At 66.7% G+C, this 22,919-nt stretch carries 22 protein-coding genes; 9 read left to right on the forward strand and 13 right to left on the reverse strand.

Annotated features, from left to right (window positions below; all coding sequences use genetic code 11):
- Positions 1–27: 27 nt before the first annotated feature.
- Both OH809_RS25255 and OH809_RS25260 read right to left on the reverse strand, forming a co-directional pair.
- Positions 28–1,137 carry a TIGR02391 family protein gene (locus OH809_RS25255; protein ID WP_406515641.1) on the reverse strand — a complete coding sequence of 370 codons (1,110 nt, stop codon included), beginning with the start codon at positions 1,135–1,137 and terminating at the stop codon, positions 28–30.
- Positions 1,138–1,226: 89 nt separating this feature from the next.
- Entirely contained in the window at positions 1,227–1,424 is a 198-nt protein-coding gene (locus OH809_RS25260; protein ID WP_406515642.1) for a hypothetical protein, read from the reverse strand.
- A gap of 232 nt (positions 1,425–1,656) precedes the next feature.
- Between OH809_RS25260 and OH809_RS25265 the strand changes: the two genes are divergently transcribed.
- Positions 1,657–2,685 (forward strand): hypothetical protein, encoded by a 1,029-nt coding sequence (locus OH809_RS25265; RefSeq protein WP_406515643.1) that lies wholly within the window; start codon positions 1,657–1,659, stop codon positions 2,683–2,685.
- A 794-nt stretch (positions 2,686–3,479) separates the two neighbouring features.
- Here OH809_RS25265 and OH809_RS25270 read toward each other — a convergent pair.
- The 5 genes from OH809_RS25270 to OH809_RS25290 form a co-directional block, all read right to left on the reverse strand.
- Positions 3,480–4,106 carry an SHOCT domain-containing protein gene (locus OH809_RS25270; RefSeq protein ID WP_406515644.1) on the reverse strand — a complete coding sequence of 209 codons (627 nt, stop codon included), beginning with the start codon at positions 4,104–4,106 and terminating at the stop codon, positions 3,480–3,482.
- Positions 4,107–4,487: 381 nt separating this feature from the next.
- On the reverse strand, positions 4,488–4,856 hold the full coding sequence (locus OH809_RS25275; protein ID WP_406515645.1) for a hypothetical protein: 369 nt from the start codon (positions 4,854–4,856) through the stop codon (positions 4,488–4,490).
- Between the two features lie 55 nt (positions 4,857–4,911).
- Positions 4,912–5,238, reverse strand: a complete 327-nt coding sequence (locus tag OH809_RS25280) for a hypothetical protein (RefSeq protein ID WP_406515646.1) — start codon at positions 5,236–5,238, stop codon at positions 4,912–4,914.
- A 64-nt stretch (positions 5,239–5,302) separates the two neighbouring features.
- Positions 5,303–6,856 carry a terminase large subunit domain-containing protein gene (locus OH809_RS25285; RefSeq protein WP_406515647.1) on the reverse strand — a complete coding sequence of 518 codons (1,554 nt, stop codon included), beginning with the start codon at positions 6,854–6,856 and terminating at the stop codon, positions 5,303–5,305.
- Positions 6,840–7,388 carry a hypothetical protein gene (locus tag OH809_RS25290; protein ID WP_406515648.1) on the reverse strand — a complete coding sequence of 183 codons (549 nt, stop codon included), beginning with the start codon at positions 7,386–7,388 and terminating at the stop codon, positions 6,840–6,842. The genes OH809_RS25285 and OH809_RS25290 overlap by 17 nt, the downstream gene beginning before the upstream one ends.
- Before the next feature lie 276 nt (positions 7,389–7,664).
- Here OH809_RS25290 and OH809_RS25295 point away from each other — a divergent pair, with 276 nt between their 5' ends.
- From OH809_RS25295 to OH809_RS25305, 3 genes are all read left to right on the forward strand, one after another.
- Positions 7,665–7,976, forward strand: coding sequence for a hypothetical protein (locus tag OH809_RS25295; protein WP_406516277.1), 312 nt, complete (start codon positions 7,665–7,667; stop codon positions 7,974–7,976).
- 162 nt (positions 7,977–8,138) lie between these two features.
- On the forward strand, positions 8,139–9,380 hold the full coding sequence (locus OH809_RS25300) for a Shedu anti-phage system protein SduA domain-containing protein (RefSeq protein ID WP_406515649.1): 1,242 nt from the start codon (positions 8,139–8,141) through the stop codon (positions 9,378–9,380).
- Positions 9,381–9,774: 394 nt separating this feature from the next.
- Entirely contained in the window at positions 9,775–10,218 is a 444-nt protein-coding gene (locus tag OH809_RS25305; RefSeq protein ID WP_406515650.1) for a hypothetical protein, read from the forward strand.
- Between the two features lie 337 nt (positions 10,219–10,555).
- On the opposite strand, the gene istB is transcribed toward OH809_RS25305, so the two are convergent.
- From istB to OH809_RS25335, 6 genes are all read right to left on the reverse strand, one after another.
- Positions 10,556–11,395, reverse strand: coding sequence for an IS21-like element helper ATPase IstB (gene istB / locus OH809_RS25310; RefSeq protein WP_406515651.1), 840 nt, complete (start codon positions 11,393–11,395; stop codon positions 10,556–10,558).
- Entirely contained in the window at positions 11,395–12,693 is a 1,299-nt protein-coding gene (gene istA, locus OH809_RS25315) for an IS21 family transposase (protein WP_406515652.1), read from the reverse strand. The genes istB and istA overlap by 1 nt, the downstream gene beginning before the upstream one ends.
- A gap of 309 nt (positions 12,694–13,002) precedes the next feature.
- Positions 13,003–13,257, reverse strand: coding sequence for a hypothetical protein (locus tag OH809_RS25320; protein ID WP_406515653.1), 255 nt, complete (start codon positions 13,255–13,257; stop codon positions 13,003–13,005).
- 476 nt (positions 13,258–13,733) lie between these two features.
- Positions 13,734–14,252 carry a hypothetical protein gene (locus OH809_RS25325; protein WP_406515654.1) on the reverse strand — a complete coding sequence of 173 codons (519 nt, stop codon included), beginning with the start codon at positions 14,250–14,252 and terminating at the stop codon, positions 13,734–13,736.
- A gap of 33 nt (positions 14,253–14,285) precedes the next feature.
- Positions 14,286–15,734: a ParB N-terminal domain-containing protein gene (locus OH809_RS25330; protein WP_406515655.1), complete on the reverse strand. Its 1,449-nt coding sequence runs from the start codon at positions 15,732–15,734 to the stop codon at positions 14,286–14,288.
- Positions 15,731–16,507 (reverse strand): ParB/RepB/Spo0J family partition protein, encoded by a 777-nt coding sequence (locus tag OH809_RS25335; protein ID WP_406515656.1) that lies wholly within the window; start codon positions 16,505–16,507, stop codon positions 15,731–15,733. Before OH809_RS25335 ends, OH809_RS25330 begins: the two co-directional genes overlap by 4 nt.
- Positions 16,508–16,651: 144 nt before the next feature.
- Here OH809_RS25335 and OH809_RS25340 point away from each other — a divergent pair, with 144 nt between their 5' ends.
- The 5 genes from OH809_RS25340 to OH809_RS25360 all read left to right on the forward strand — a co-directional run bounded on the left by OH809_RS25340 (position 16,652) and on the right by OH809_RS25360 (position 22,793).
- Entirely contained in the window at positions 16,652–17,311 is a 660-nt protein-coding gene (locus OH809_RS25340; protein WP_406515657.1) for a class I SAM-dependent methyltransferase, read from the forward strand.
- On the forward strand, positions 17,308–17,511 hold the full coding sequence (locus tag OH809_RS25345) for a hypothetical protein (protein ID WP_406515658.1): 204 nt from the start codon (positions 17,308–17,310) through the stop codon (positions 17,509–17,511). Before OH809_RS25340 ends, OH809_RS25345 begins: the two co-directional genes overlap by 4 nt.
- Before the next feature lie 27 nt (positions 17,512–17,538).
- Complete coding sequence (locus OH809_RS25350; protein ID WP_406515659.1) at positions 17,539–18,321, forward strand: HNH endonuclease; 783 nt, start codon at positions 17,539–17,541, stop codon at positions 18,319–18,321.
- Between the two features lie 614 nt (positions 18,322–18,935).
- Complete coding sequence (locus tag OH809_RS25355; RefSeq protein ID WP_406516278.1) at positions 18,936–20,939, forward strand: TerD family protein; 2,004 nt, start codon at positions 18,936–18,938, stop codon at positions 20,937–20,939.
- A gap of 189 nt (positions 20,940–21,128) precedes the next feature.
- Positions 21,129–22,793, forward strand: a complete 1,665-nt coding sequence (locus OH809_RS25360) for a serine/threonine-protein kinase (RefSeq protein WP_406515660.1) — start codon at positions 21,129–21,131, stop codon at positions 22,791–22,793.
- Positions 22,794–22,919 lie beyond the last annotated feature (126 nt).

Genomic DNA, 22,919 nt, shown 5'->3' on the forward strand with positions numbered 1-22,919 from the left:
CGCAGCCAGCTTAGAGGCAGCGTGCGATCACGAACCCGAACCGGCGGCCTTGCGCTTGTCGTCCTCGATGTCCAGACGCCGCATGAGGAAGCTGGCGAACGCCAACATCTCGTCGGCCTCGTCGCGGTCGTCCGCCCGGTCCGGCCCATGACTTCGAGGGTTACGCAGTGCTTGCACCGCACCTTTGAACAGTGCCTGCATGCCGTTCTGCTCACTCTCCAGGGAGCCGTCCGTGAACCGAGTCACGGTGATCAACGGGGGGTCTGGCTTGTTGCCGAAAGCCATACCCATGAGCCTGTCACCGACGAGGTTTGTCGGCCCGACCAGCGTGTGCACCCGGTGCTCCACCGCCTGGAACGCACTCCTCACCGCGTCGTTGTAGGCGCCGCGGTTGTACCTCTCGGCAGCGACCTCCGCGATCTTCGGATGCAGGATGCAGGTGACAGACATGGGCTCCGGCGGCCCGGCGGCGGGGACAGGCGGCGCTACCGGCACGGGAACCGCGTGCAGTATGCGTCGCTTGGCGAAGGGCCGGTTGTCGGCCTCGGTCCGCTCGGGCCCCAGCACCTGCTCGCGGATGCGCCAGTAGTCCCCCAGCTCGTTCACGCCGGCGAACGGCCGAATGCCCCGGTCGAAGTTGAGCGTCCAGTCCAGAGTCTCCCGGTTGATGCCCCCACCTCGGAAGCATGTCTCACGCACCCCCAACGCGGCGGCGGCGAACATGACCTCCCTCAAGACCGCCTCGGCTTTCAAGCCGCTCTGGGTGGCTCCAAGGTCTCCGGGTTGCATCCATGGCAGCTCGTTGCGATCCGCGGGCAGCCAGGCGAGCTCCAATCCGGCCGCTTTCCGCACCATCTCCAGGAATGTGCCGATGGCCGCTCCGGTGTCGGTGCAGTTCGCAGCGCCAGCGATGGTCAGGAACAGCTCCTGCGAGCCCTGCGGCAACTGCGCGAGGTCGGGGTCAACTCCTTGCAGCAGTGCGGGGCACAGCTGCTGTACGACCTCCTCGAACCGCAGGCCCTGCGCGTACAGCTTCCGATCGATGTCGTCGAAGGTCGGCCACTGGTGGTACTCGCTGAAGTACGCCCAGATCGCATCGAGGAGAACGCGGCCTTCTTCCCCTGTAGGGCGCGGCATGCCCTCTGGCGCGATGGTCCGAACGATCACGTGCTGCCCCCCAGCGGCCGACCCTGAACGATGCCCGCAGGCTACTACTGCGCGGTGGGCTACGGGGACGGCGCGTCCCTGCAGCCGACCATCCACGCGGATGCATTCATGGCGTGCTGCCCGGCGCTGGTCTTGCGGTCCCACAGCCCCTGGCACAGCTCGTCGCTGGGGGTTTGCCCCAGGTTCAGGATCGCCAGCTGCGCCTTGCGGCCATCCAGCAGCGAGGTGTCCTCGTGGGCCTGCGCGGCCGCTGACACGATCAGCTCACCGCGGCCGCCAGCCTGATTCGAGGCGCCGACTGCGTCTACACCGGGGGTTGATGGCGTTCCTACGGGTTCCGATCACACCTGTCCGTGTTGGCGGTTACGATCCCCGATGATCAACGGGATACCAGGCAGGAAGGCCACGACGGTGAGCAGGACGTCCGAAGCAATCTCACAGATCTACTCGCCCACCGTGAAGCTGTCATCGAGCGGGAGGCGGTAGCCCGTGTACCACTACCGCGACGCTAAGGCTGGGAAGTTCTACCTCGAAAGACACGAACTGCACCCCGGCTCTCCGAGTGAGACACCGCCCTTCTTGCGGTTCGCCCGCAAGCACGGCCCATCGCTTGACCTGTGGTCGGGCGAAGGGCATCTGGCAGCACCGATGCTCGAGTCCGCCGGCCTACACTGGCCCGTTGAGGAACGAGAGGTCTTGGTGCCGATCAAGCGGCGTGGCGAGCGGAAAGCAACCCCGGTGCGCGGCTACAAGGCACTTGTGCGGCCCGATACCGAGCAGGTCATGTCGGTCGTGACTACCTCCTACAGCGTCGCCGAAAATGAATGGGTCGCCCTAGCTCTACAACAGTTCTGCAGCCGGTTGGGGGAGCAGAAACCCATCATTGCCGCCACAAGCTTCGGGCGTGACGCGGAACGCACCATGTTCGCTGGACGTGTCTCGGGCAACGAGGAAGAGGCGCTCTGCGTAATCGCCTACAACACCCACGGCGGAGAAGGGGCCGTCTGCTTCCAGCTCGTGGAGGTCCACAAGCGCCAAAGGACCACTTTCATCCTCGACTCCGCTCACGCCTCTCTCTCGATCGCCCATGTGGGTCGCATGCAGTACCGCCTGATGCATGCCTCGTCGCCCGATCGGGACGAGACTTTCATAGAGCGATACCTGTCAGAAACCAAGCCGTTGTGGCACCAACTTGCGAACACCCTCTGGACGCCCCGACATACCAGCGCCCTCATCAAGAAACTCTGGGGCTCCACCCCGCCGCTCACCAGGACCGACCTCAGTGAGCAAAGCTCGATCGGGGATTCCCACCGCCACCCCGGGTACCACCTCCCCGACACGATGAGCCAGATCAGCGACGCCGCGAACGCCTATAGAGCCATCTGCTGCTGGATCGACAACGAGTCCGAAGCCTGCAAACGTGGCGACTTCACCAAAGACCGTGACGAGCGACTCGCCCTCGGGGCAGGACACACATACAAACAACGCGCCTGGCGTTGGATAGTGGACAACACCTGAGCTCGTACCGGTTTGACAGACGCCCCCGAAGTGGCGCGAGGCTGTGAGCACGGCTTCGCAGCAGGGAACGGCCGCACCGCGGCGCACGCCCGTCCCGCGTGCATTCGGTAGCTGCACCGACGGAGAGCAGCCGGAGCTGGTCGGATGTCAAATCACGCGACTCGGTTTGCTGGCTTCGCGTGAATGCCCGGCCGTCGGCTCGGTGTTGGCCGAACACGCTCCAGCAGTGCCGCGCGTCGGCCTGCGTCCGCGTCACGCTCACCTTGCGGTCGGCGCGGCTCATACCTGGTGTCAGCTCGTCCTCGACACGCTGGCTGACCCGACCGCGCCCTGGCGGACGCACGCAACCAGCGGTTCACCCGCTGGGTTGACGACTTGATGCTGCTCCAGAGGGGCGGTGCGAGGCGGGCGAGTGTGGGGGTGGCTCGCCCGGCGCGACGTGCTGCTCTACGCGAGGACGACGAGACCGCCCGCTGGTCCGTGGAGGCCCGCGACGGAGCCGTCGAGGGCAAGAGCCGCTGGTGGGATCTGGCATGCGAGCCCGACGCCACGCGCCTCGTTGAATGATCTGATGGCGGACCCCATACCCGGGCGAGGCGTGGCGCGAGCTGCCGACCCGGTGAGTCATCCCAGGGCGTGGCCGAACCTGACGCTCACCTTGCGGCAGATCCGGTCGGTTGATCTTGCGGAGTAGAGTCGAACCACCTGCGCGAGAACCGGCGTCAGTACCACGCCAAGAGATTTGGATCATGCGCGTCGACCCAGGCCCGGGCGACGACTGGCCGCCTCAAGTGTCAGAGACGCTCGAGCAGCTCAGCCTTCTTCTCCGCGAACTCCTCGTCCGTGAGGATGCCAGCGTCGTGGAGCGACGCGAGCTTCGCGATCTGCTCGACAACATCCGGCTGAGCTGCGGCCTCGGCCGGTGCCCCATGCTTGCCTCGTTGGATCACCGAAGAAGCGAGGTCCAAGATCTTCTCGCTCACGCCAGGCTGCGCCGGGAGGAGCTCCGAAGACTCGGCCTGCGCGGAGGTATCAGTTACGACCTGCTGGCCCTCGAGCAATACGGAGAAGATCACGAACAGCTTCTCCGGCAACTCAATGATGGACTGATTGCCGTCGGCCCAGTTCACGCGGACGGTGTGCCCGGATTTCATGGCAGCCCCGAGGCCGGCACCGACAGCCTTACCGATCATCCCAGGCAGAGCAGCATTCGCGGCAGCCTGGCCCATGACGCCGGCGACACCTTCCCTGGTCGAGAGTTCCTCCCACTCGAGCACGGTCTCGGCGTTGAGCTTGTGCCGCTTGAATGGGTTGCGTGGGTGCTGGATGGTGAGTCCGCCGTGGCCTGAGAGAACGCTGCCGCTCGCCAGGTGGCCGCCCACTACGCGTCCCTGGTTCGTCAGCGCCTGCAGAATCGCCATTCGCGAACCGTAGAGCAAGACTTCGGCCCCACGCAAATGTTGTGCGTATAAAATCGGTCTCGCACAGGCCGCCGATGCGTCGGCGACGACGTCGTCGGCGCGCGGGGTTCCGCGGTTGGTCTCGCGCTCGCTCAGCAGTGGCGAGCAGCGTGTCCCGTGAGCGGCGGACCGCCCGGTGTACCGGACTGGTTGCCGGGTACCGGTCCAGGATCTCGCCGATTCGAGTCTCCGGTCGATCTTCCAACCATCGGGAGCCGTCACAAGGTCGAGCAACGTGAGCGCATGGAGATCGTCTGGATCTGCGGCCGGCAATTCGGGGAGCCGCTCGCTCAATCGACGGGTATCTCTACAGCGACGACGAGCCGACGACGAGGGTCACGGTTATAGTCGCTGCCTTGCCCTCGATCTCCACCTGCGCCTCGATCGCATCTGCCCAGAACCGGGCACCACGATGGTCTGCTCTGCGCCCAGCAGGTAGCCCAGCGTGGTGTTGATGAGCTTGGCCGGATCGCCCAACTCGCGGCGCTCCAGACCATGGTGGTCGCCGGTGACGGCGGCGAGCTGACCGGCCTGGTTGGAGTCGTAGGCGGCGAGGAACTTGTAGGCGGCCAGGCGGCGCAGCTCCCCGCCGGGCACCCACGAGTTGTTCAGCTCGGGGAACGCATGGTGGCCGGGCCCGGTCGGATCGGCCATGGCCTGCTTGTAGTTGAGCCACGACCAGGCGTCGATGAGTACTTCGCGCAGCCTCACGGGTGCCCTCCAGGCGTGCAAGGCCCCGCGCCCGCGCCGACCAGGATACGCAGCCCTACGGGGTGGCGGGCTCGGCGCAGGCCTGCAGCCACGTCCCGTACTGCAGACCCTTCCGCTCCGAGTCGAGCAGGTTGTCCCACGCGGCCCGGCACGACTCGTCGTCGGGCGTCTTGGCGGTGGCCCGAAGGTTCGCCCGGGCGTAGCGCCCCGCCTCCACTGAGGCGTCCAGTTGGGCCTGCGCGGACGCTTTGATCTGCTCCGAGATCTGCTCATGCGTAGGTGCTGCCGGCGTGGGCCACAGCACGACGGCGGTGGCAACAGCGGCCGCCAACACCACGCTTGCGGCAGCGACTTGGACGGCGGATCTCCCCCGGATTGTCATGGCCGGGAGGCTAGCAGGCCGATACGGCCGGGGGCGTTTCCCTTTATGGGGCCGTTTCCGGGGGTTATCGGCGTCCGCCGAGGCGGTCGTCGTGGATGTGTCCGGCGACTGCGGCGAGCTGGTCGGGGTCGGCGAGTTCGGTCAGTCCGTGGACGGCTGCGTCCATGCGGTCGGGGGAGTCCATGCCGACGACCCAGGTGGCCATCTGCTCTTCGAGGCGGACGTGGGCGCCGACGTGGTGGATGAGGCCCTGCTCGTACAGCTGGGCGATGGGTTCGGCCCGCAGGCGTTTGCCGACCTTCGCGGTGACTTCGAGGACCCTGGGCATGAGCTGTCCGGCGGTCGTGCCGTCGCGGCGCAGCTGCTCCCATGCCTGGGAGAGGACTTGGCGGGCCATGTCGCCTCCGTAGTTGGACTCCACGACGATCGCGTCGGCTTTGAGGGCGAGGGCGAGGCGGCACGCGCTGAGGCCCCAGTCGTTGGCGCCCATGGAAGCCGAACGGTCCTCGAGGACGTACAGGTGACCGTCGAAGCCGCGTGCGGCGCCGATGATGCCGGTCTCGTCGCCGACTGAGGACTCTCCGCCGGCGGGGTCGACGGCGACGATGACGCGGGCCATGTCGAGGCCGCCGAACTCGACGGTGGTGATGCGGTTGTCCGTGATCCAGGCGCGCTGCCACACACCGCCCTCAGGGGGACGCGGCTTTTGCTGGTAGAGGGCAGCCCATACGCGTTCGCCGACGCGGCGGCGGGTCGTGGCGTGGTGGTCGGCGTCGAAGCGTTCGGGCCACAGGGGTTCACCGGCCGTGCGGCCCAGGGGGTCGTCGGGGGAGTCGGCGAGGGCGGGAAGGTCGATGACGTGCCACTCGTTGGCCTGTGCGTCGGCGAGGATGCGGCCGGCGAGGTCGTCTTCGTTCCAGCGGGTCTGGATGACGCAGATCGCCCCGTCGGGTTCGAGGCGGGTCTGCAGGACGGACTGCCACCACTCCCACGTCTTGCGGCGCATGCTGGGCGAGTCGGCGGACGCCATGTCCTGCACGGGGTCGTCGACGAGGGCGATGGTGGCGCCCTTGCCGGTGAGGCTGCCGCCGATGCCCGCTGCGACGAGGCCGCCTTGGTGGCCTGCGATATCGAAGCGCATCGCGGCCCGGCTGGAGGGGTTGAGGCTGATGCCGAGGTCGTCGCCCCACGTTTCGATGGCGTCGCGGATCCAGCGGGAGTGTTCCTCGGCGAGGTCACCGGAGTAGGAGGCGATCATGATGCGGCGGTCGGGGTGCTGGCGCAGGTACCACAGGGGTGCCCAGCGCGACGCCCGGCGGCTCTTGCCGTGACGCGGCGGCATGGTGATCATGACGCGGTCGGCGCGGCCCTCGGCCATGTCGATCCACGCCTGGTCGATGAGGTGGAGGTGGCGGGCCTGCATCTCGCGGCGTTCGGTGAGGACGGCGGCCATCGCACCGGGCGACGCGTCCATGGCGATGTGGCGTTCAATGCGGGCGAGCTGGACGCGCAGCTCCGGGGACGCTTTCGCGGCCATGGCGCGTCGCAGTCCCGGCGGCCTGGTGCGGTAGGCGGTCAGCAGCTTGGTTTCGCGGTCGCTGCTAGTCATCGGAGCCATGTGCGGCTTCCTCGGATATGCCGATCAGGGCTTCGAGTTCGTCGAGAGCGATGGCGGTCAGCTCGCTGCCGGTGGCGGCCGGGGTGACGATCTCGGTCTTGGCGGGCCTGTCGAGGCCGTTCATGCGGGCGCGGCGTTCCATGATGCGAAGGGCCCGGTCGATGGCGGGCAGGTCGCCGTCCTTGACGGCCTGCCGGTAGGCGACGAAGAACAGCCGGTCCAGGCGCAGGTTCTCCACGGCGCGCAGCTCGTCGGCCTTTTCGTCCTGCTCGGTGGTGCGCTCCTTGAGCGCCTGGCGGACGTCCTTGCAGGCGGCGTTGATGAGCTGGTCGTCGGCCGGCGGCTCCAGGCCCTTCTTGTACCGGTCGACGCCGTAGCCCTGCGGGTAAGCGATGCGGTCGGAGTTGACGGCGGGGTCGGCGGCGAGTTTCCGGCCTACGGTGAGCCAGTCCACACCGGCGAGGCGTAGGTCGATGGCGTCCGCTCGCCGCTGTGCGATGGCGGCGCGCGCGGCCTTGTCGGGGCGTCCCACCGGAAGACTTCCTCTCGCTGCTGCGCGCCCCCACGCCGAGAAACATGATGGCACTGCAAGATCCGAGGGGGAGCATGGCGACCATGGACAAGCTGTCGCGGAGGGCCAAGGCCGCGTGCAACTCGGCGCAGTTGCAGGGGAGTCGGTTGTCAATCGGTGACGACAGGGCTATTCTCAGAAGTGTCAGATTGGACAGACTTGGAGGCGACTGTGGGCGTGTTCATCCGTATCGCTATTCCCGACGCAACTGTGGAGACCAGGACAGTCGGTGAGGACGTGCACATCGACATCAGTCCCGGAGTAGGTGCAGCCAACACTGCGACTCAGACGGCCCCCGGTGGGCTAGCTCCGATGATCGAGTCCGGCGATCTGAGAGTCAGCGAGGTCCTCTACTGGTCCCGCCCCCGGCTCGGGGTCCGACACGAGGCCACAGTGCTCGCCAACGGCTGGCTGTCATTCGAGGGCAAGCCCTATCGCACGCCGTCAGGAGCAGCGGTCGCCGCGGCCGGATCGCAAGCTGACGGCTGGACTGCGTGGAGGCGACAGCGGGACGGCGTGATCATCGGCTCCCTGCGCAAGTCGCAGTAAACACCACCAAACGAGGACGGATTGCGGTCCCCGAGCTTCCCTGCATTCGGGCGCATGGAAAACGGGTGCAAGAGCGCACCCCTCGGCACAACAGGCCACCATCAGTTAGCCGTAAGAGGTGCAGGGTAGCGCTGCACCACCCAATTCGTACGAGGACCCATCATGGTCGCAGCAGAGTGGGAAACGATAGCAATTGACCTCCGTAAGAAGTGGCTCGGTCCCACCGACGAGCAGCGCCGGCTCGCCGGGTTGCTCGCACTGGATCTTGATGGAGATGTCCCGGCGCCAGTCGTTGCGGCCCTGCTTCGAGCCCGGCTGCGGGAAGCCCTAGAGCTGCCCCGCGCACAGGAGGCCAGCGACAACGAGATCAAGTTGCTGCGCACAGTCGCGGCGGAGACGGGCATCTCCTTTCCGGCCGAGGTGTGGGAACGAGACCTTCTCGACAGCTGGCTGGAGGCGATGCACGCTAAACGGGCTTATGAACACTTGGAGAGGTGGTCCCCGGCGCGCGGTGACGTGGTCGTCACCAAGAAGTCCGGCAAAGAACGCTCGCACGTCATCTCGTCCATCGGCGCCTCCGGTCAGCTGCACTTTCGCGGCGGCCGTGGACAGCGAGCCTGGCCACACGAAGTGCGGCGAATCATCAGGATCTCCGACGACGAGTACGCAAAGGCGGCTTACCAGGCGAGGCAGGAAGCTGCGGCACGGCATTCTGGGCCGGAGTTCATCGGTGGCCCACAGTTGGCTGCCTTGGAGAAGTGGAAGGTAGAGGACGATCCCTCGCTCGCGGCTCAACAGGCACTGGTCGCCGCTTTGGAGAAGGCAGACGGTGGTAGCCGTCAACGTCACGAACGTCCCATGCAAGTTGTGTTAGAGCAGTACCCAGAGATCCTCGGGCACCTGGTGCGGGGAAATCACGGAACTTACGTACGACAGCAGGTCCGAGTCGGCACGCAGTACGTGGCCGACTTCTTTGTTGGCAGTCAGACCTCTCTGGGTATGCGCTGGCTGTTGGTAGAGCTGGAGCGTCCTACTGCAGAGTTGGCCCTTCGGAATGGCCGCGAGCCATCGGAGACGCTACGCAAGGCCATTCAACAGATCAAGGATTGGCGCGAGTGGCTCGCGAATAACCTCGAACAGGCGCAGAAAAGTGCGAGCAAAGGCGGGCTCGAGCTTCCGGGCATCCGAACAAGGCCCCCCGGCCTCATCATCATCGGACGGGAAGACTGGGCAGCGGGCACCGGTGTCATGCGCAGTCAGTACGCAGAAACGGAGGACATCCAAATCCGCACCTATGACTGGCTGGTCAGAGCAGCTCAGTCGCGGCCTCCCATGCGGCTGGGCGCCCTTGACATGGAACTGGGGGAGGACTGGGGCTATGACATGCCGGACCCGGCGTTTTGATGAGTGCTGGCGGCCCGCAGCCGTGGAAGGCCGCAACAGGCAACCGCTGTTAGAACAAGGTCGTGGACCATCCGTGGACAAGATGAGTCACCGCACTAGCTGACACAGCTTTGACCAGCGCATTTAATGGGCGACCAAGTGGCCTCCGGAGCCGTGTCCGTGGCGGGGTCGAGGGCATCTGGGGATCCGCGAGGCGGCAGTCGCGGTCCAACATGATCGAGCACATGCTATCCCATCCCGGGGCCTGACCCATGAAGCAGTATTCGTATGTGCCAGGGCCTCGCTACCCTGGTCCCCCAGGGGGAGCACGCCATGACTGGCTGTTTGCGACGGAAGTCGCGGTGACGAATCGACGGCGCGGGAAACCGCAGGCCAGCAACGAAGGGGAACGACGATGCCGGGCTGGGTTCTTGCTTGGAATGGAAAGCCAGAGAACTTCCGTCCGGAAAGGGACGGTATCCGCGGGCGCGAGTTCCCTTGGACGATGGCCCAACACTTCCGAGGCGATAAGACGCCGCAACCGGGGGAGCCGTTCCTGCTGTGGAAGGCGGACTACAAGGCGCGCCGACAGGTAGTGGTCGTGCGGGGGGAGGTCATCTCTACCAAACCCTTTGAGAAGAACGGGCAATGGCGGATGACAGTCGTGACTCAAGACAACGACGAGGCAGTTGTTAGTCGAGACGACTTGCGAAGTGATCCAGTGCTCACAAACGAGGGGTCCTTCGTCGAGTGTGGGTTGTTCAACAGCCAGGGCAGCAATCATTACAAGGGACCGTACCGGCTCACGGATGAAGAGTGGGTGTGCCTGATGCGGTACCTGCCCTCGCCTCGCGTTTGACCGCCGACCAGTTCGCCGCCGGACGCCTTCTGACTCTCCGAACCCGCAACAGCGCCGCCGGATGGCAGTGCGGTACTTCCGTCGCTCCTCCCGCGGCCGGCTCCCGGCCCATATATAGCTCGTGGCCATGTGAGGCCCCAAAGGCTGCGCGAACCGGGCACGGCGGGAGCGGCTCCACGGACGCCTCCCTGGGGACGGCCGCCATGTCCGGGTCCGCGGCCGGGCCTCGGCGCGGAGGAGATGGGCCGGTTCGGTGGCCGCGAGTGTCGGCAACGGCCGAATTTGAGGCCAGTTTGAGCGGTTGAATTGTGGGCCGTTTTGCGGTCTTGGTTGGTTGTCAGTCGTTGTCGGTGGGGGTGGGGACGCGGCCGAGTTTTCGTCCTCGCATGCGGTAGGACTCGCCTTTGAGGGAGTGGACCTCTGCGTGGTGGACGAGCCGGTCGATCATGGCGGCGGCCACGGTCTCGTCGCCGAAGACTTCTCCCCAGCGTCCGAAGGGCTTGTTGCTCGTGACGATCACACTCGCTCTCTCGTAGCGGTTGGCGATCAGCTGGAAGAAGAGGTTGGCCGCTTCGGCTTCGAAGGGGATGTATCCCACCTCGTCGATCACGATCAGCGGGTAGCGGCCGAGCTTGACCAGTTCTTCCTGGAGTTGCCCGGAGCGGCGGGCTGCGGCGAGGCGGTCCACCCATTGGGAAGCGGTGGCGAAGGCCACGCGGTGTCCGCTCTGGCAGGCCCGGACGGCGAGGCCGGTGGCGATGTGGGTCTTGCCGGTTCCGGGCGGGCCGAGGAAGACCACGTTCTCTTTGCCCGTGATGAAGTCCAGTGTGCCCAGATGTGCGAGCTGTTGTCGCGTCAGACCGCGCAGATGGGCGACATCGAGTTCCTCGATGGTCTTGATCGCGGGGAAGTGGGCAGCCCGGGTGCGGCCCTCGCCGCCGTGGCTGTCGCGGGCGGACACCTCGCGTTGCAGGCAGGCGACCAGGTATTCGGTGTGGGTCCAGGACTCGGCGCGGGCGCGTTCGGCCAGACGTTCGGCGGCGTCCAGCAGAGTGGGAGCCTTCATCGCACGGGCAAGAAATGCCAGGTCCGAGGCAGTCTGACGGCCAGTGGGCGCTGTTGTGTCCGCAGTTTTCGCCGTGCCGGGCCGGGAGCCGGCCGCTGAGGTGCGGGGCATCAGGTGTCCGCCTCCTCTTTCCCGCCGCCGCCCTCAATGAGGGTGAACATCCGGTCATAGGTGCCCAGTTCACGCTGTTCGACCTCGACGCCGAGGTTGTCCGGTGCCAGGGCGGCAGTATGGGCGGTGGCCGCTCCGGCGGCCTGCTGATGCCAGACCTCTCCGCGCAGGAGGCGGGCCGCCTCGGCGTGCTCGGGATCGGTGAGCGTCTGGTGGCGGGCCCAGCAGCGCGGGTGCCGCGCCACCGTCTCCGTCCCGGCACCGGTGCTGGGGGTGTCGGTGAGGGTGACCGTGATGTCCTCGTTGTCCGCGCGGACCAGGACGCGGTGACCGATCGCCCGGGGGTGGACGGAATAGTCGCAGGTATCGACCCGGATGTAGTGGTCACGGCCGATGCGGGTCTGAAAACGCCACCAGTGGGGCGGGGCGACCGGTGGGACGGGGAGCATCTGGGCCCGGTCGGCCTCCCAGCGGTCCGCCGGCCGGGCGGCGATCGCACGATGGGTCCTGCGGTTGGCGATCTGCAGCCAGCCGGTGAGCTGGGTGTTGAAATCGTCGGGGCCACTGAACGTGCGGCCGGGCAGGAAACTCGTCTCCAGGTAACCATTCGCGCGTTCCACCAGGCCCTTGGCCTCCGGGTCGCGGGGCCGGCACAAGTGGACCTTCACCGCGAGCAGTCCCGCGAACGCCGCGAACTCGGAAGTCAGCTTTCCTCTGCCGATGCCTGCCTCGTTGTCCCAGACGAGCGTCCTGGGGACTGCTTGCCAGCCGTCGGCCAGTAGCCGCCAGTGACCGTCGATCAGGTCGCCGGTCTGCCGGGAGGGCAGCATCCGGGCGGTGATCATCCGTGAGTAGCCCGAGACGATGACCAGGACCGGCGGGCGTCCACTCTGGCCATAGCCCAGGGGGATATCCACCGGCGGGAACCACAAGTCGCACTGCGCGAGCTCGCCGGGCTGATAGACCGTCCGCGATACCGGGTCCACCGGGAGATACGCCGGCCGCAGCTCACGCACCCGGTCCCGCAGGATAGTCAGCCCGCGTTCCCAGCCGATTCGTTCCGCGATCACAGTCACGGGCATGGTCGGGGTCTGCCGCAGCAGTTCCCGGACCGCGGGTTCCACCGCGTCCACTGCGGACCCCTTCGCCGCCCGCCGGTACTGCGGGGGCCGGTCCGAAGCAAGAGCCCGCAGCACCGTGTTCCGTGAAATCCCCAGCTGTCGGGCAACAGCCCGCGCGGACAGTCCTTGAGCCCGGTGCAACCGGCGGATCTCAGCCCAGTCCTCCACAAGGATCACCCTCTCTTCCTCCCGCTCCAGAGACCCTGAAGCCAGAATGATCAAGAGATCGCAGAGTGGCTCACTTTTCATCCGCCGTCCGTGGTATCCATTTCACCCGTTGCCGACACGCGAGACCTCGGTCCCAGCCCACGGTCAGCAGCGTCATGGCCGAGGAGTTCACCGACCAGACCGAGAATCGCCCTGTTCCTCGGTCTCGCGCTGGGCGCGCGCTCGGTCGGCCTGCCGCTGGGCAGCCTCGCGCATGAGCTCTTTTCGGCGGGGCGACGTCATCGCGATCCTCCAGCGCCTTGTAAGTCACGCGCCCTGTTACAGGTCGCCGAGGACCTCGCGGCGGGCGGCCTCGGCCTTGCTGTTGAGCGCGTTGGTCATCCGCACAGCGGCGATCGTGGAGAGGATGCCGAGGCCGACGAACAGCACCTGCGTGATCACGCTGACGATGTGGATGTCCTTCGTTGCGAGCGCCACGCCGAGGCCGACCCATCCACCGCAGACCCATGCGAACCAGATGCGGAACTTCTCGACTCTGACGGCCTTCTGCACGTCGCTGTAGCTCGGCTGCATTGCTTCCCCCCAAGTTGGCGCCTGGAGCGCATTGTGCCGCCATGCGGGGTTGCTATGGAGGAGATGTGACCCTGTTGTGACACACACAAGTGGACGGCTACATAGAGGTGTTCTCCCTGCAACCATCTGCTGTCACCCGTGACACTCCAGTCGCACCGGCCGCTGAGGAGAGTGGCCCCGGGCGGGGTCAGGGCGCCTGCACTCCGGGGGGAGGCTCGCGGGCGCTGGCGTGCAGGGGCAGGCTCGGTTCCCCCCGTACCGGGTCTGCCCCTGCTCGAAAGGCTGGCCTGGGCGCCCCACACGTGGCAGGGCGCCCAGGCCTTCAACGTTGCGGGCGGGCCGGTACCGGCTCGGAGATATCGCTGGTGTCGCTCACGCGTTCGACAGTACGCGCCCCCGACCCCACCAGAGGAGTACGCGAGGGCGCCAGCGGCACTGCGGCCCGGCGACCTGGCCTGGTCGCCAGACCGCGCGGCCTACAGGAAGGTCAGCTGCTTGGGTGCGTCGGGATCGTCTGGCGGCTGCCAGGTGGAGGGCGTTGCGTCGGGTGCGTTCCGGTTGGTTCGCAGCCACCACGCGAACTGCCAGTTGCGGCAGGTGCGGTACTTCCACTGGCCCCGCCGGGGGGCGGTGGCGGGTATCGAGTGCTCACCCCATTCGGTGATGGGGCGGGCGTTGTCGAGGGTCACCTGCAGGCCGCGCACGAGGGCGGGGCCTTCCCACTGGTGGCCCTCGGCGTACTCGAAGGCCAGGTGTGCGTTCTTCGTCCAGTTCCACGGGTGGGGGAGGGCGCACAGGTACCAGGCCAGCGGCGGGTTCTCCGCCGGCAGCGTGACGTTTTGGCGGGGTGCCCTCGGGTTGAGCGGGGCCCGGTCGGCCTCGCCGAAGGTTTCCAGACAGTGCCTGTCGAGATTGACGTGACGGACCCCGGCCAACCACATGATCAGGTACGGTGCGGCGGCGGTGATCCCAACCCGTATGGGCGGTTGCGGCATTACGGCATTTCCCCCTCTGAATAGGGCCGTGGATTAGATGGCCCGGTTATTTCTTTCTTTAACCAATTTTACCAAAATTTCCACAAGTCGCTTATGGCGCCCGTGTCTGAAATCGTTCGGATAGGGCATGTTGAATTCCTCGTCGAGGGCTTTCGCGTAATCGAGGTCGGAAAGCGGCAGAGGGTCCTTGCATATGGCCCGCAGCGTCGCGTTCGAGCGGCCGGCGACCGTCACGTCACCGAAGTACGCCCCCAGCAAGTCGGCCAGCGACTCGGGGGTGTGGTACCGGATTCGCATCCACTTGCCCTGCATGAACCGCATGTCGACGTTCTCGCTGTCGAGGAACGAAAGCCGGGTGGCGTCGTTGGCGCTGGTGGCATGCTGCTTGTTCTCAAACGCCTGCTCGGCCAGCAGGTTGCGGGTGCCGATGCACACCGTGCCGTCGGCGGCGCACAACGCGTTGACGGTGGTCAGCACCCAGTGCTGGTAATCCAGCGACGTCGTCGCGTTGATGACGGAGTCGAGGACGACCATTTCGTACAGGCCGTGCTGGGCCACCCGCTTCTCGACGGTGCGGATCATGGACACGACGCCCCTGATGTCCACCGCGTACTTGCCGGGGGTGGTGCGGAAGGGCTCGTAGTCGTCGATCTGGTAGCCCTCGGGGCGCAGCTTCTTCGCGTAGTCGCCGTGGCCCGCACCGAAGTCCACCACCCGCGTCTCGGGGCGCTTGCGCAGCCGGGGCAGCGCCAGCTTCTCCCACACCTCCGACTTGTAGGCGAGTTTCCCAGCCTTGCGCAGCGAGGTGTACTGGCGCAGCCGCTTGGGCTGGATGATGTGCTGGTTGTAGACCGGCGCCTGGTCCTCCAGGCCGGACCAGTCGTACACGCCGTACTCGCCGGTGAGGTCGGCAACCAGCGTCGCGGCGTCCGAGGACGCGCAGGTCCATGCGAGGACGTCGAAGTGGTTCGCGGCCGCGACCACCGCGTACTCGGCGTTCAGCGCGATCTGGCCCTGGTCGTCGATGACGACGGAGCCCCACGGGCCGTGGCCGCCGGTCATGTAGTTGATGGCCTGCTGGAACGGCTTGTTGCGGGAGACAGCCACCTCGATGCTCTGCCACGGGATGTACGACCAGGCGCCGATGGGGCCGGGCTGCGCGTACACCACCGACGCCTCGGTCTCGACGCGGTTGTGCAGAAGGTTGAACTGGATCTCGTCGGTGAGGCGGACCTTCGTGCCGAGCATGACCGCCGGGGTGTGTGTCATCCCCAGCGCGGTCATGGCTTTGGTTCTCTGGTGGCCTGCGACCAACGTGCCGTCGGCGTTGAGGATGACCGGCTTGACGACGCCGTGGCGGCCGATGGATTCCTGGAGCCGGGCGAAGGCTTCATCGGAGAGGTGCCGCGGGTTGTAGTCGGCCGGGCGCAAGTCCTTGAGCGGGTACGCCTCGTGGAACGTCGTGGTGGGGGCGCTGCTCATGCGTCGTCCCCGTCCTCGGCGTCGTCCTCGTCCTCGACGTCGCCGGCATCGGCGTCGGCGTCGGCGGTCTGGTCGTCGTCGGGGTCGCTGATCTGGTCGTCGTCGGCGCCGGGCGCCTCAGCGGTGTCGGAGTGGGCCTCCTGCAGCAGGTGCCAGCCGAAACCGAGATCGGAGCGGGCCTCGGTGAGGAACTGCTCGTAGATGCGGTTCAGGGTCTCCACCTCAGCAGCCGTGATCTGCACGCGGGTGGTGGACCACTGCAGGTAGCCCCACTGCAGGTACTCCAGCTTGGCCATCGCCCCGGTGCCCGCACCGTCGGAAGGCAGGTCGATCGTGTCGGGCAGGGCCCGGTGGTCCAGCAGCTTGTCCAGGGCGCCCTGGTCGTAGCCGGTGCCGTCCAGGTCGGGCAGCTCTTCAAGGATGTCGGCCAGCAGCTCGCTGTCATAACCGGCCAGGTCCGAGGTGCGGTTGTCGACGACGACGATGCGGGCCGCGTCCTCGTCGTGGACGTCGACGAACGTGGCGGCGATCTGGTCCCAGCCGAGCTGCTGGGCGGCGGCCCAGGTGTGGTTGCCCGCCAGGATCTCGTTGGGGCGGCCGGTGTGGGTGCCGCGGTTGACGACGATGGCCTTGTACTGGCCGTTGACGCGCAGAGACTCGGCGATGGCGTCGACGTCGCCGGTGCGCGGGTTGCGGTAGTACGCCACCAGGTCGTCGACCGGTACCGCCAGCGGCAGCAGCGACTCGGGAATGCGGGCGGGCGCAGCACTCACAGGAGGAGTCCTTCGTGTAGGAGCGTGCCCCCGCGCCCTACGCCCGCCCACGATAGAGGATCAAGCCCGCGCAAGCTCCAGCTGCGCCTCGGCGGCGGCGTCGGCGGACCGATCAGTGTCAGAGGGCTGCCGTAGCTTGTGGCCATGGTTGAAACCGGCGAACACTCCACCCTCCGGCTCGACGTGCCGCCCGTGGCATGCCAACCCGTTGCGGGCGTCCAGGCGTACTACGCGGAGAACGCTGGGCTTCTGGCGCAGCGGTACGGGAGCGCCACTTTCGAAGAGGTGCACGGCAAGGTTTTGGATCTGCTGCCGCCAACTCCGGCGGTAGCGCTGGATGTCGGGGCCGGCACTGGGCGGGACGCTGCGGCGCTGGCGCGCCGCGGCTATCAGGTGGTGGCGGTCGAGCCGACGCGTGAGATGCGGGACGTCGCACGGCGCCTGTACCCGAGCGAGGGTATTTCGTGGGTAGAGGATTTCCTGCCTGAACTCCCCCGACTGGAGGGGTCCTTCGATCTGGCGCTCCTGTCGGCGGTGTGGATGCACCTGCTGCCGGCCGAACGTGGGCGAGCGATGGAGCGGATGGCCGCGCTGCTGGCTCCCGCGGGACTGCTGGTGATTTCGCTACGACGTGGGGACCCGCCGACGGACCGTGTGATGTTTGACGTGCCCGCCGAGGACGTCCTGCGCGACGGGGAGCGAGCGGGGCTGCGGCTGGCGCGGCTCGTGGAGGAGGGTACGGACCGGCTCGGCCGTGCCGAAGTGTGGTGGCAGACCGTCGCCCTGCTCAAGGGGGAAGCATGAGCGGCCGGGACTTCTACGCCCAAGACGCCTCAGCGCGCGGGTCCTGGCGGCTGGCAGTGCTGATGGGGGCCAACTCACGCACCTACAAGTTCGCCCTTGGCCAAGCCTTGCTGGAGTTCGGACGGCACGGACAGGAGGCCATTCCACTTGCCGAGTTCGCCGCCGCCTACAGCCTGGGCCTGGTGCGCCACTTGGCCTAGAACCCACAAGCGCCGCAAGCCGAGAAGTTGGGCGAGAACGACTTCCTCACGGTCGCCGCTCAGGAAAGCGCCGCGACCTTGGAGACCGGCCGCCCCACTGAGCGGCTGCTGGCGGCGGCTGTGCGCTCGATGCCGACGATGGTGATGCAGAAATTCCATAACCTGCGCGGTGACACCGCGGTGCCACACACCTTCTATCGGTTGGCCGGAACGGGGCGACACCGTGTGGTGCGCCTAACCCCCGACCTGCTTCAGTTGGCGCACTCGGAGCAAGCCACTGGTCTGGCTGCCGAGTTGGGAGCCCGCTGGAACATCGTTGAGATGTCCTTCGCGGCGGGCATCGGCCGCAGCCTGATCGAGGAGGGCATCTTCGTCGACTGGGACACGCTTCAGATCACGGACAAGCGTCGCCGCCGCTCAGTAACCGGTCTTGTTGAGGCCACGGCCGGCTTCCAGCACGGCCGCTGCCTGATCTGTGATGACGTCCTGGGCCTGAGTGATGCCGTCGCCGTCGACCACGTGTTCCCGTTCTCCCTGATGCACCGCTTCGACAGCGTCGGAGCCTGGCACGGACCGGATCTGGACGCCCTGTGGAACCTCGCCCCGGTACACGCCACCTGCAACGGAACGAAGAGTGATCGGCTGCCCAGCTCACTCGAACTCGCCTGTCTGGCTGCCCGCAACGAGGCCATCATGCAGTCCCCCCACCCACTCCGCCGCACCCTGCAACTCGGCCTGAGGAGTGCCCTGCCCGGCCAGAGAGTGTCCTCGTGGCCAGAATTCCTGAGAGCAGTGCAGATGGCTGTCTGAAGCAAATCCCCGGCCTGAGACCGCGGAAGACGCTCAGCCAGTCACCACGGTTCCGGAGGGCCCTTCGGTCCTACGAAACGTTGCTGGTCAGGGCCGCGTCTGCGACCGGCTGAGCGGGGCCTGTCCACGGATGGTCCACGCCGCCCTGCCGGAGCAGTGCCTGCTCTCAAGAACCTTGCAAGCTGAGCGCGTCCGTCGGAGCCCCGCGGTGCGCAACGATGTGCCTCATGCCTGACACTTCTGGACCATCACGGTGGCCGCGGCTACCGCCTTGGTGACAACCACGGCGACCGGCTTGATCGGGGCTCCTCGCGCTGGGTGGCGGGGCGGGCTCTGACCTGGGCATCTCGACGTTGACGATCTCTGCGCTCGCGAGCTTCGACATGTATTCGACAGGCCAAGTGATGACCACTTGTGCCATCTGTCCGTCAGCTGGCCCCCGCGCAAGTCTGCTTGCCAGCGAGCGAGTTCTGTTTTCGTAAGATGAATATCGCAACCCGGGAGCTAAGGTTCACTTCGTACAGCGGGATGTGCTGTACAGATTTCATGACGCGCCGGGCTGCCCAGGGGAGGGCTCAGCACCGGCCGGTGCTCTGGGGGGCGACATGCTGGAAATGGTCAAGGGAGCCAACGTCGGGCTTGCTTCTCTGAGCGAGGACGTCAGCTCCGTGGTCTTGAGCCTCGCCTGGTGTAGTGCGACGGGGGACGGGGACGCAGATGTTTCCGTTCTGCTGTTGGACGCCGACGGCAAGGTGCGCAGCGACGCGGACTTCTTCTTCTACAACAACCCGGCCGCAGCTGATGGCAGTGTGCAGCTCCTGGGCAAGACACCGACCGCCGATGGGAGCGAGGATCGAATCAGCCTCGACCTGAGTGCAATGCCGTCGGGCGTGGAGCGTGTGGTTGTGGCAGCGAGCCGTTACGGCGTCGCACGGTTCGGTGATTTGGACGATCTGCGGATAGCGATCGCCGACCGTACGGGTGAGGCTCTCCTCGGGTTCTCCATCACCGACGCCGGAGTGGAGAGTGCGTTCATCTTCGGGGAGCTGTACCGACGGGGCGAGGAGTGGAAATTCCGCGCCGTCGGCCAGGGGTACGAGACCGGGCTGGCAGGTCTGGCTACGGACTTCGGTATCGATGTGGACGACGCCTCTGAGGAAGAGTCGGAGGAACCCGTGGGGGGCGCGGAGCCGTCCGCGGTGGTTGTCGAGGCTCCGGCCGAAAGTCCGGTGCACGTACCAGCACAGGCGGCGGCGCCTGAGGCAGCTGCCGCGAGGCCACGGCGTCCTCGTACTGCCAAGAAGAAGGTCACTCTCCCCCAGACGGCACGGAAGTCGCTCGCCGAGAATGATGCGTGGCGGCAGGCCCGGCTCTTCCCGGTTTCGTCCCTGAAGAACGACCGAGAGCGGGAGATGCGGGCGACATCCGTGCTGCTCTCGGTGATGGCCCAGGTACCGGAGTTCGGGCGCCGGCTCACTGCCGCCTTCGGGGCTCCTGCTGGCCGAATGCAGACCTTCACTGAGGTCTCGCTACCGCATGGGGACACGCCTAAGCGCCCAGACGGTGTTGTCCGCGTCGAGCGTGCGGGCAAGTTGTGGACCGCCCTGGTGGAGACGAAAACCAACGGCAATCCGCTGAAGCCCGAGCAAGTGCAGGACTACATGGACATCGCCGCCCGGCGCGGCTATGAGGCCGTGATCACGCTGTCCAACGACGTGGCCCTCGAAGGCAGGCCGCTCGTCGACGTCAAGATCGATGGACGGCGCAAGCACAAGGTCACGCTGTGGCATCTGTCCTGGGCGGAGGTCACTCACCAGGCACAGATGCTGATCCGCCACGAAGGCGTCGGCAACGCTGCGCACGCGTGGCTCCTCCATGAGTTGCTGCAATATCTCCAGCACGAAAACTCCGGCTGTCACGGCTTCCAGAACATGGGCCCCGCTTGGGTTCCCGTACGCAAAGGCATCGAGGAAGAGACGCTCTGCCAAGGCGATCAGCGTGCCCTAGAGGTGGCCGAGAGCTGGGAACGACTCGTGCGCCAAGTCTGCTTGCGGCTGGGCGGCGAACTGGGGCAGAAGGTTCTGCCTGTCCAGCGCGTCAAGCGCGGCTCTGATCCCCAGGCCCGCCGTGTCGCACTCGCCGACAGCTTCTGTGAAAGCGGCCGCCTGAACGCCGAAATCCGCATCGATGGCACGCCGGGCGTTATGGCACTCGTTGCGGACTTGCGTACGGGTAGGCTGCGCACCTCGATCGAGGTGCCCGCGCCAGAGCAGGGCTACCCCCTCACCTGGGCCAAGCGCCTCATCCGCCAGCTCGCCGAAGCACCCGCCGACCTTCACATCGAGACCCTCGTCGAGGGCGAAAATGGAGGGCCGCGCGGCACCCTGGAACGGCTGCGTCCCGAACCAGCCGACATCCTTCCGAAGGACAGCTCCCAGATCACCGGCTTTCGTCTATCCCTCCTTAAGGGCATGGGCAGCGCCCGTGGCAACGCCGAGTCCGGCTTCATCCGCAGCATCGACGACGCCGTGGACCGCTTCTACACCAACGTCGTCGCACATCTAGAAAGCCGCCAGGCTCGCTCGCCGCGACCTGTGGGGGCAGCTACGACGGGGTGACAGGAGTGGCCCAAGTAGGCCCTGGGCGTGCCGACTCCCAGCCCCTTGGGTTCGGTCTCTTGGGCGGGAGTCGGCGGGGGTCGACATCCGCATTAGGAGTTCGGCCGGAACAACATCCGCGGGCGCTGCCTCAGGGCCGGCCCTGCCACCGGTGCAAATTGTCCCGATCCTGAGTCGCTAGGAGCCCCGTTGCCCACGCGTGTCCATCCCACCCGCCCTGGCGACCCCGGCCGTGTAGGCCCTTTCCGGATCATCGGTCGTCTCGGTGCAGGCGGGATGGGAACAGTTCACGCCGCTCTGGACCCTGAGGGGCGCCGCGTCGCGCTCAAGCTCATTCATCCTGCCCAGGCCGACGACGACGAATTCCGCTCTCGGTTCAGGCGAGAAGTAGAGCTGTCCCGGCGGGTCTCTGGTCCATGTCTGGTACCGCTGCTTGCAGCCGACACCGACGCGGCGAACCCGTGGCTGGCCACCGAGTACATCCCTGGCCCCACCCTGGGTCACCACATCACCACGGACGGCCCCCTCACCGGGGCCCGCTTGTACGCTCTTGCGGCCGGTACCGCGACGGCCCTAGCGGCCATCCATGAGGCGGGAGTGGTTCACCGCGACGTCAAACCGGCGAACGTGATCCTCGCCCCATCTGGCCCGCGCGTGCTCGACTTCGGCATCGCCCACGCCCTTGACGGCACCTCAGTGACCCGCACGGGCGTGATGACCGGTACCGCTGGCTGGATTAGCCCTGAGTACTACCGAACTGGCACCGCGGATACCGCCGGAGATGTCTTCGCGTGGGGAGCCCTGATTGCCTACGGCGCCACAGGGCGCCTGCCCTTCGGTACCGGGGCACCCGACGTGGTGGCCTTCCGGGTGATGTCCGGCGAACCCGATATAGCCGGCGTGCCCGACGACCTGCTCGTGTTGGTGACATCCGCGCTGGCCAAGGAGCCTCGTGACCGGCCCACGGCCGCCACGCTTGCCGAGGGGTGCACTGCGCTCCTCGCCGCCCAAGCCACGAGTGTTCTGTCCCCGAGTACGGACACGCCGACGGCCATCGGAGACCTCGTGGCCGCCCAGTGGCACATGCCCGCGCGGGACGACGCGGTATGGACACTCGCCCAACGACGGACCATCCGCCGCCGCGCCGGGCTCCTTGCCGCCGTTGCAGTCACCACAGTCGCCGTAGCCCTAGGCGGTGCCTATACCTTCCTCGGACAGGCGCTGCCGGACAAGCGCCCCAGCAGCTTGGGATCCGTTTCCCCATCGACTCCCACCCCGTTCCACGGCAGTAGCCAATCGGGCCCGGCAACGACCTCATCGCCAGCAGGTACTCCGGGCTCACGTCCCGCATCAAAGAGAAAGTCGCCAACTTCCGGGGCGCCAGCCACGTGCTTGCCCGTCACCTACAAAGAACCCCAGGGCGACGCAAGCTGCGAATCCAAGGACGTAATTTGTGCACCTGGCGCCCCGTGGTACGTCTCTGACATCAACACCGTGTGTGGCGGCCTCCCTTCCAGGCAGGTGGTTCACCTGATCTCCCAGCCAGAGACTGGAGGCGACCCCGGCGTCTTCTACTGCATCGCTTGGACAGGCAGCAGCGACGGGACCGGCCGCGACGGCGCGCTTCTCATGAATGCGCCCGGCTATCAGTGCGGCGCCGACCTGTTGGGCGCTGACGATGCGCAAGCTGCTCACCCGGACGGCAGTTCAAGCGTTTTCCAAGACACACCGCAGAAGTGCGCGCCTCTATATCCGGGCACCCGCCTAACCTACCCAGCAATGCTCGACTACAGCAGCCTCGACGAAGCGCTGCCACCCTCGTACGTTTGCCTTACAGAGCACGTCGGCGCATGACGTGCGACGTCATGAGCAGGGGCTCCCGGCCTGAGCTGCTAGGTAGTCCGCCCGGACTCCCGCTGCTTACAAGCTTCGACACGTATTCGACTGCGGCGGCTGGCCAGGATCCTCTTCACTGGGTGC

Source organism: Streptomyces sp. NBC_00873, from assembly GCF_045207415.1.
Taxonomy (GTDB): Bacteria; Actinomycetota; Actinomycetes; order Streptomycetales; family Streptomycetaceae; genus Streptomyces.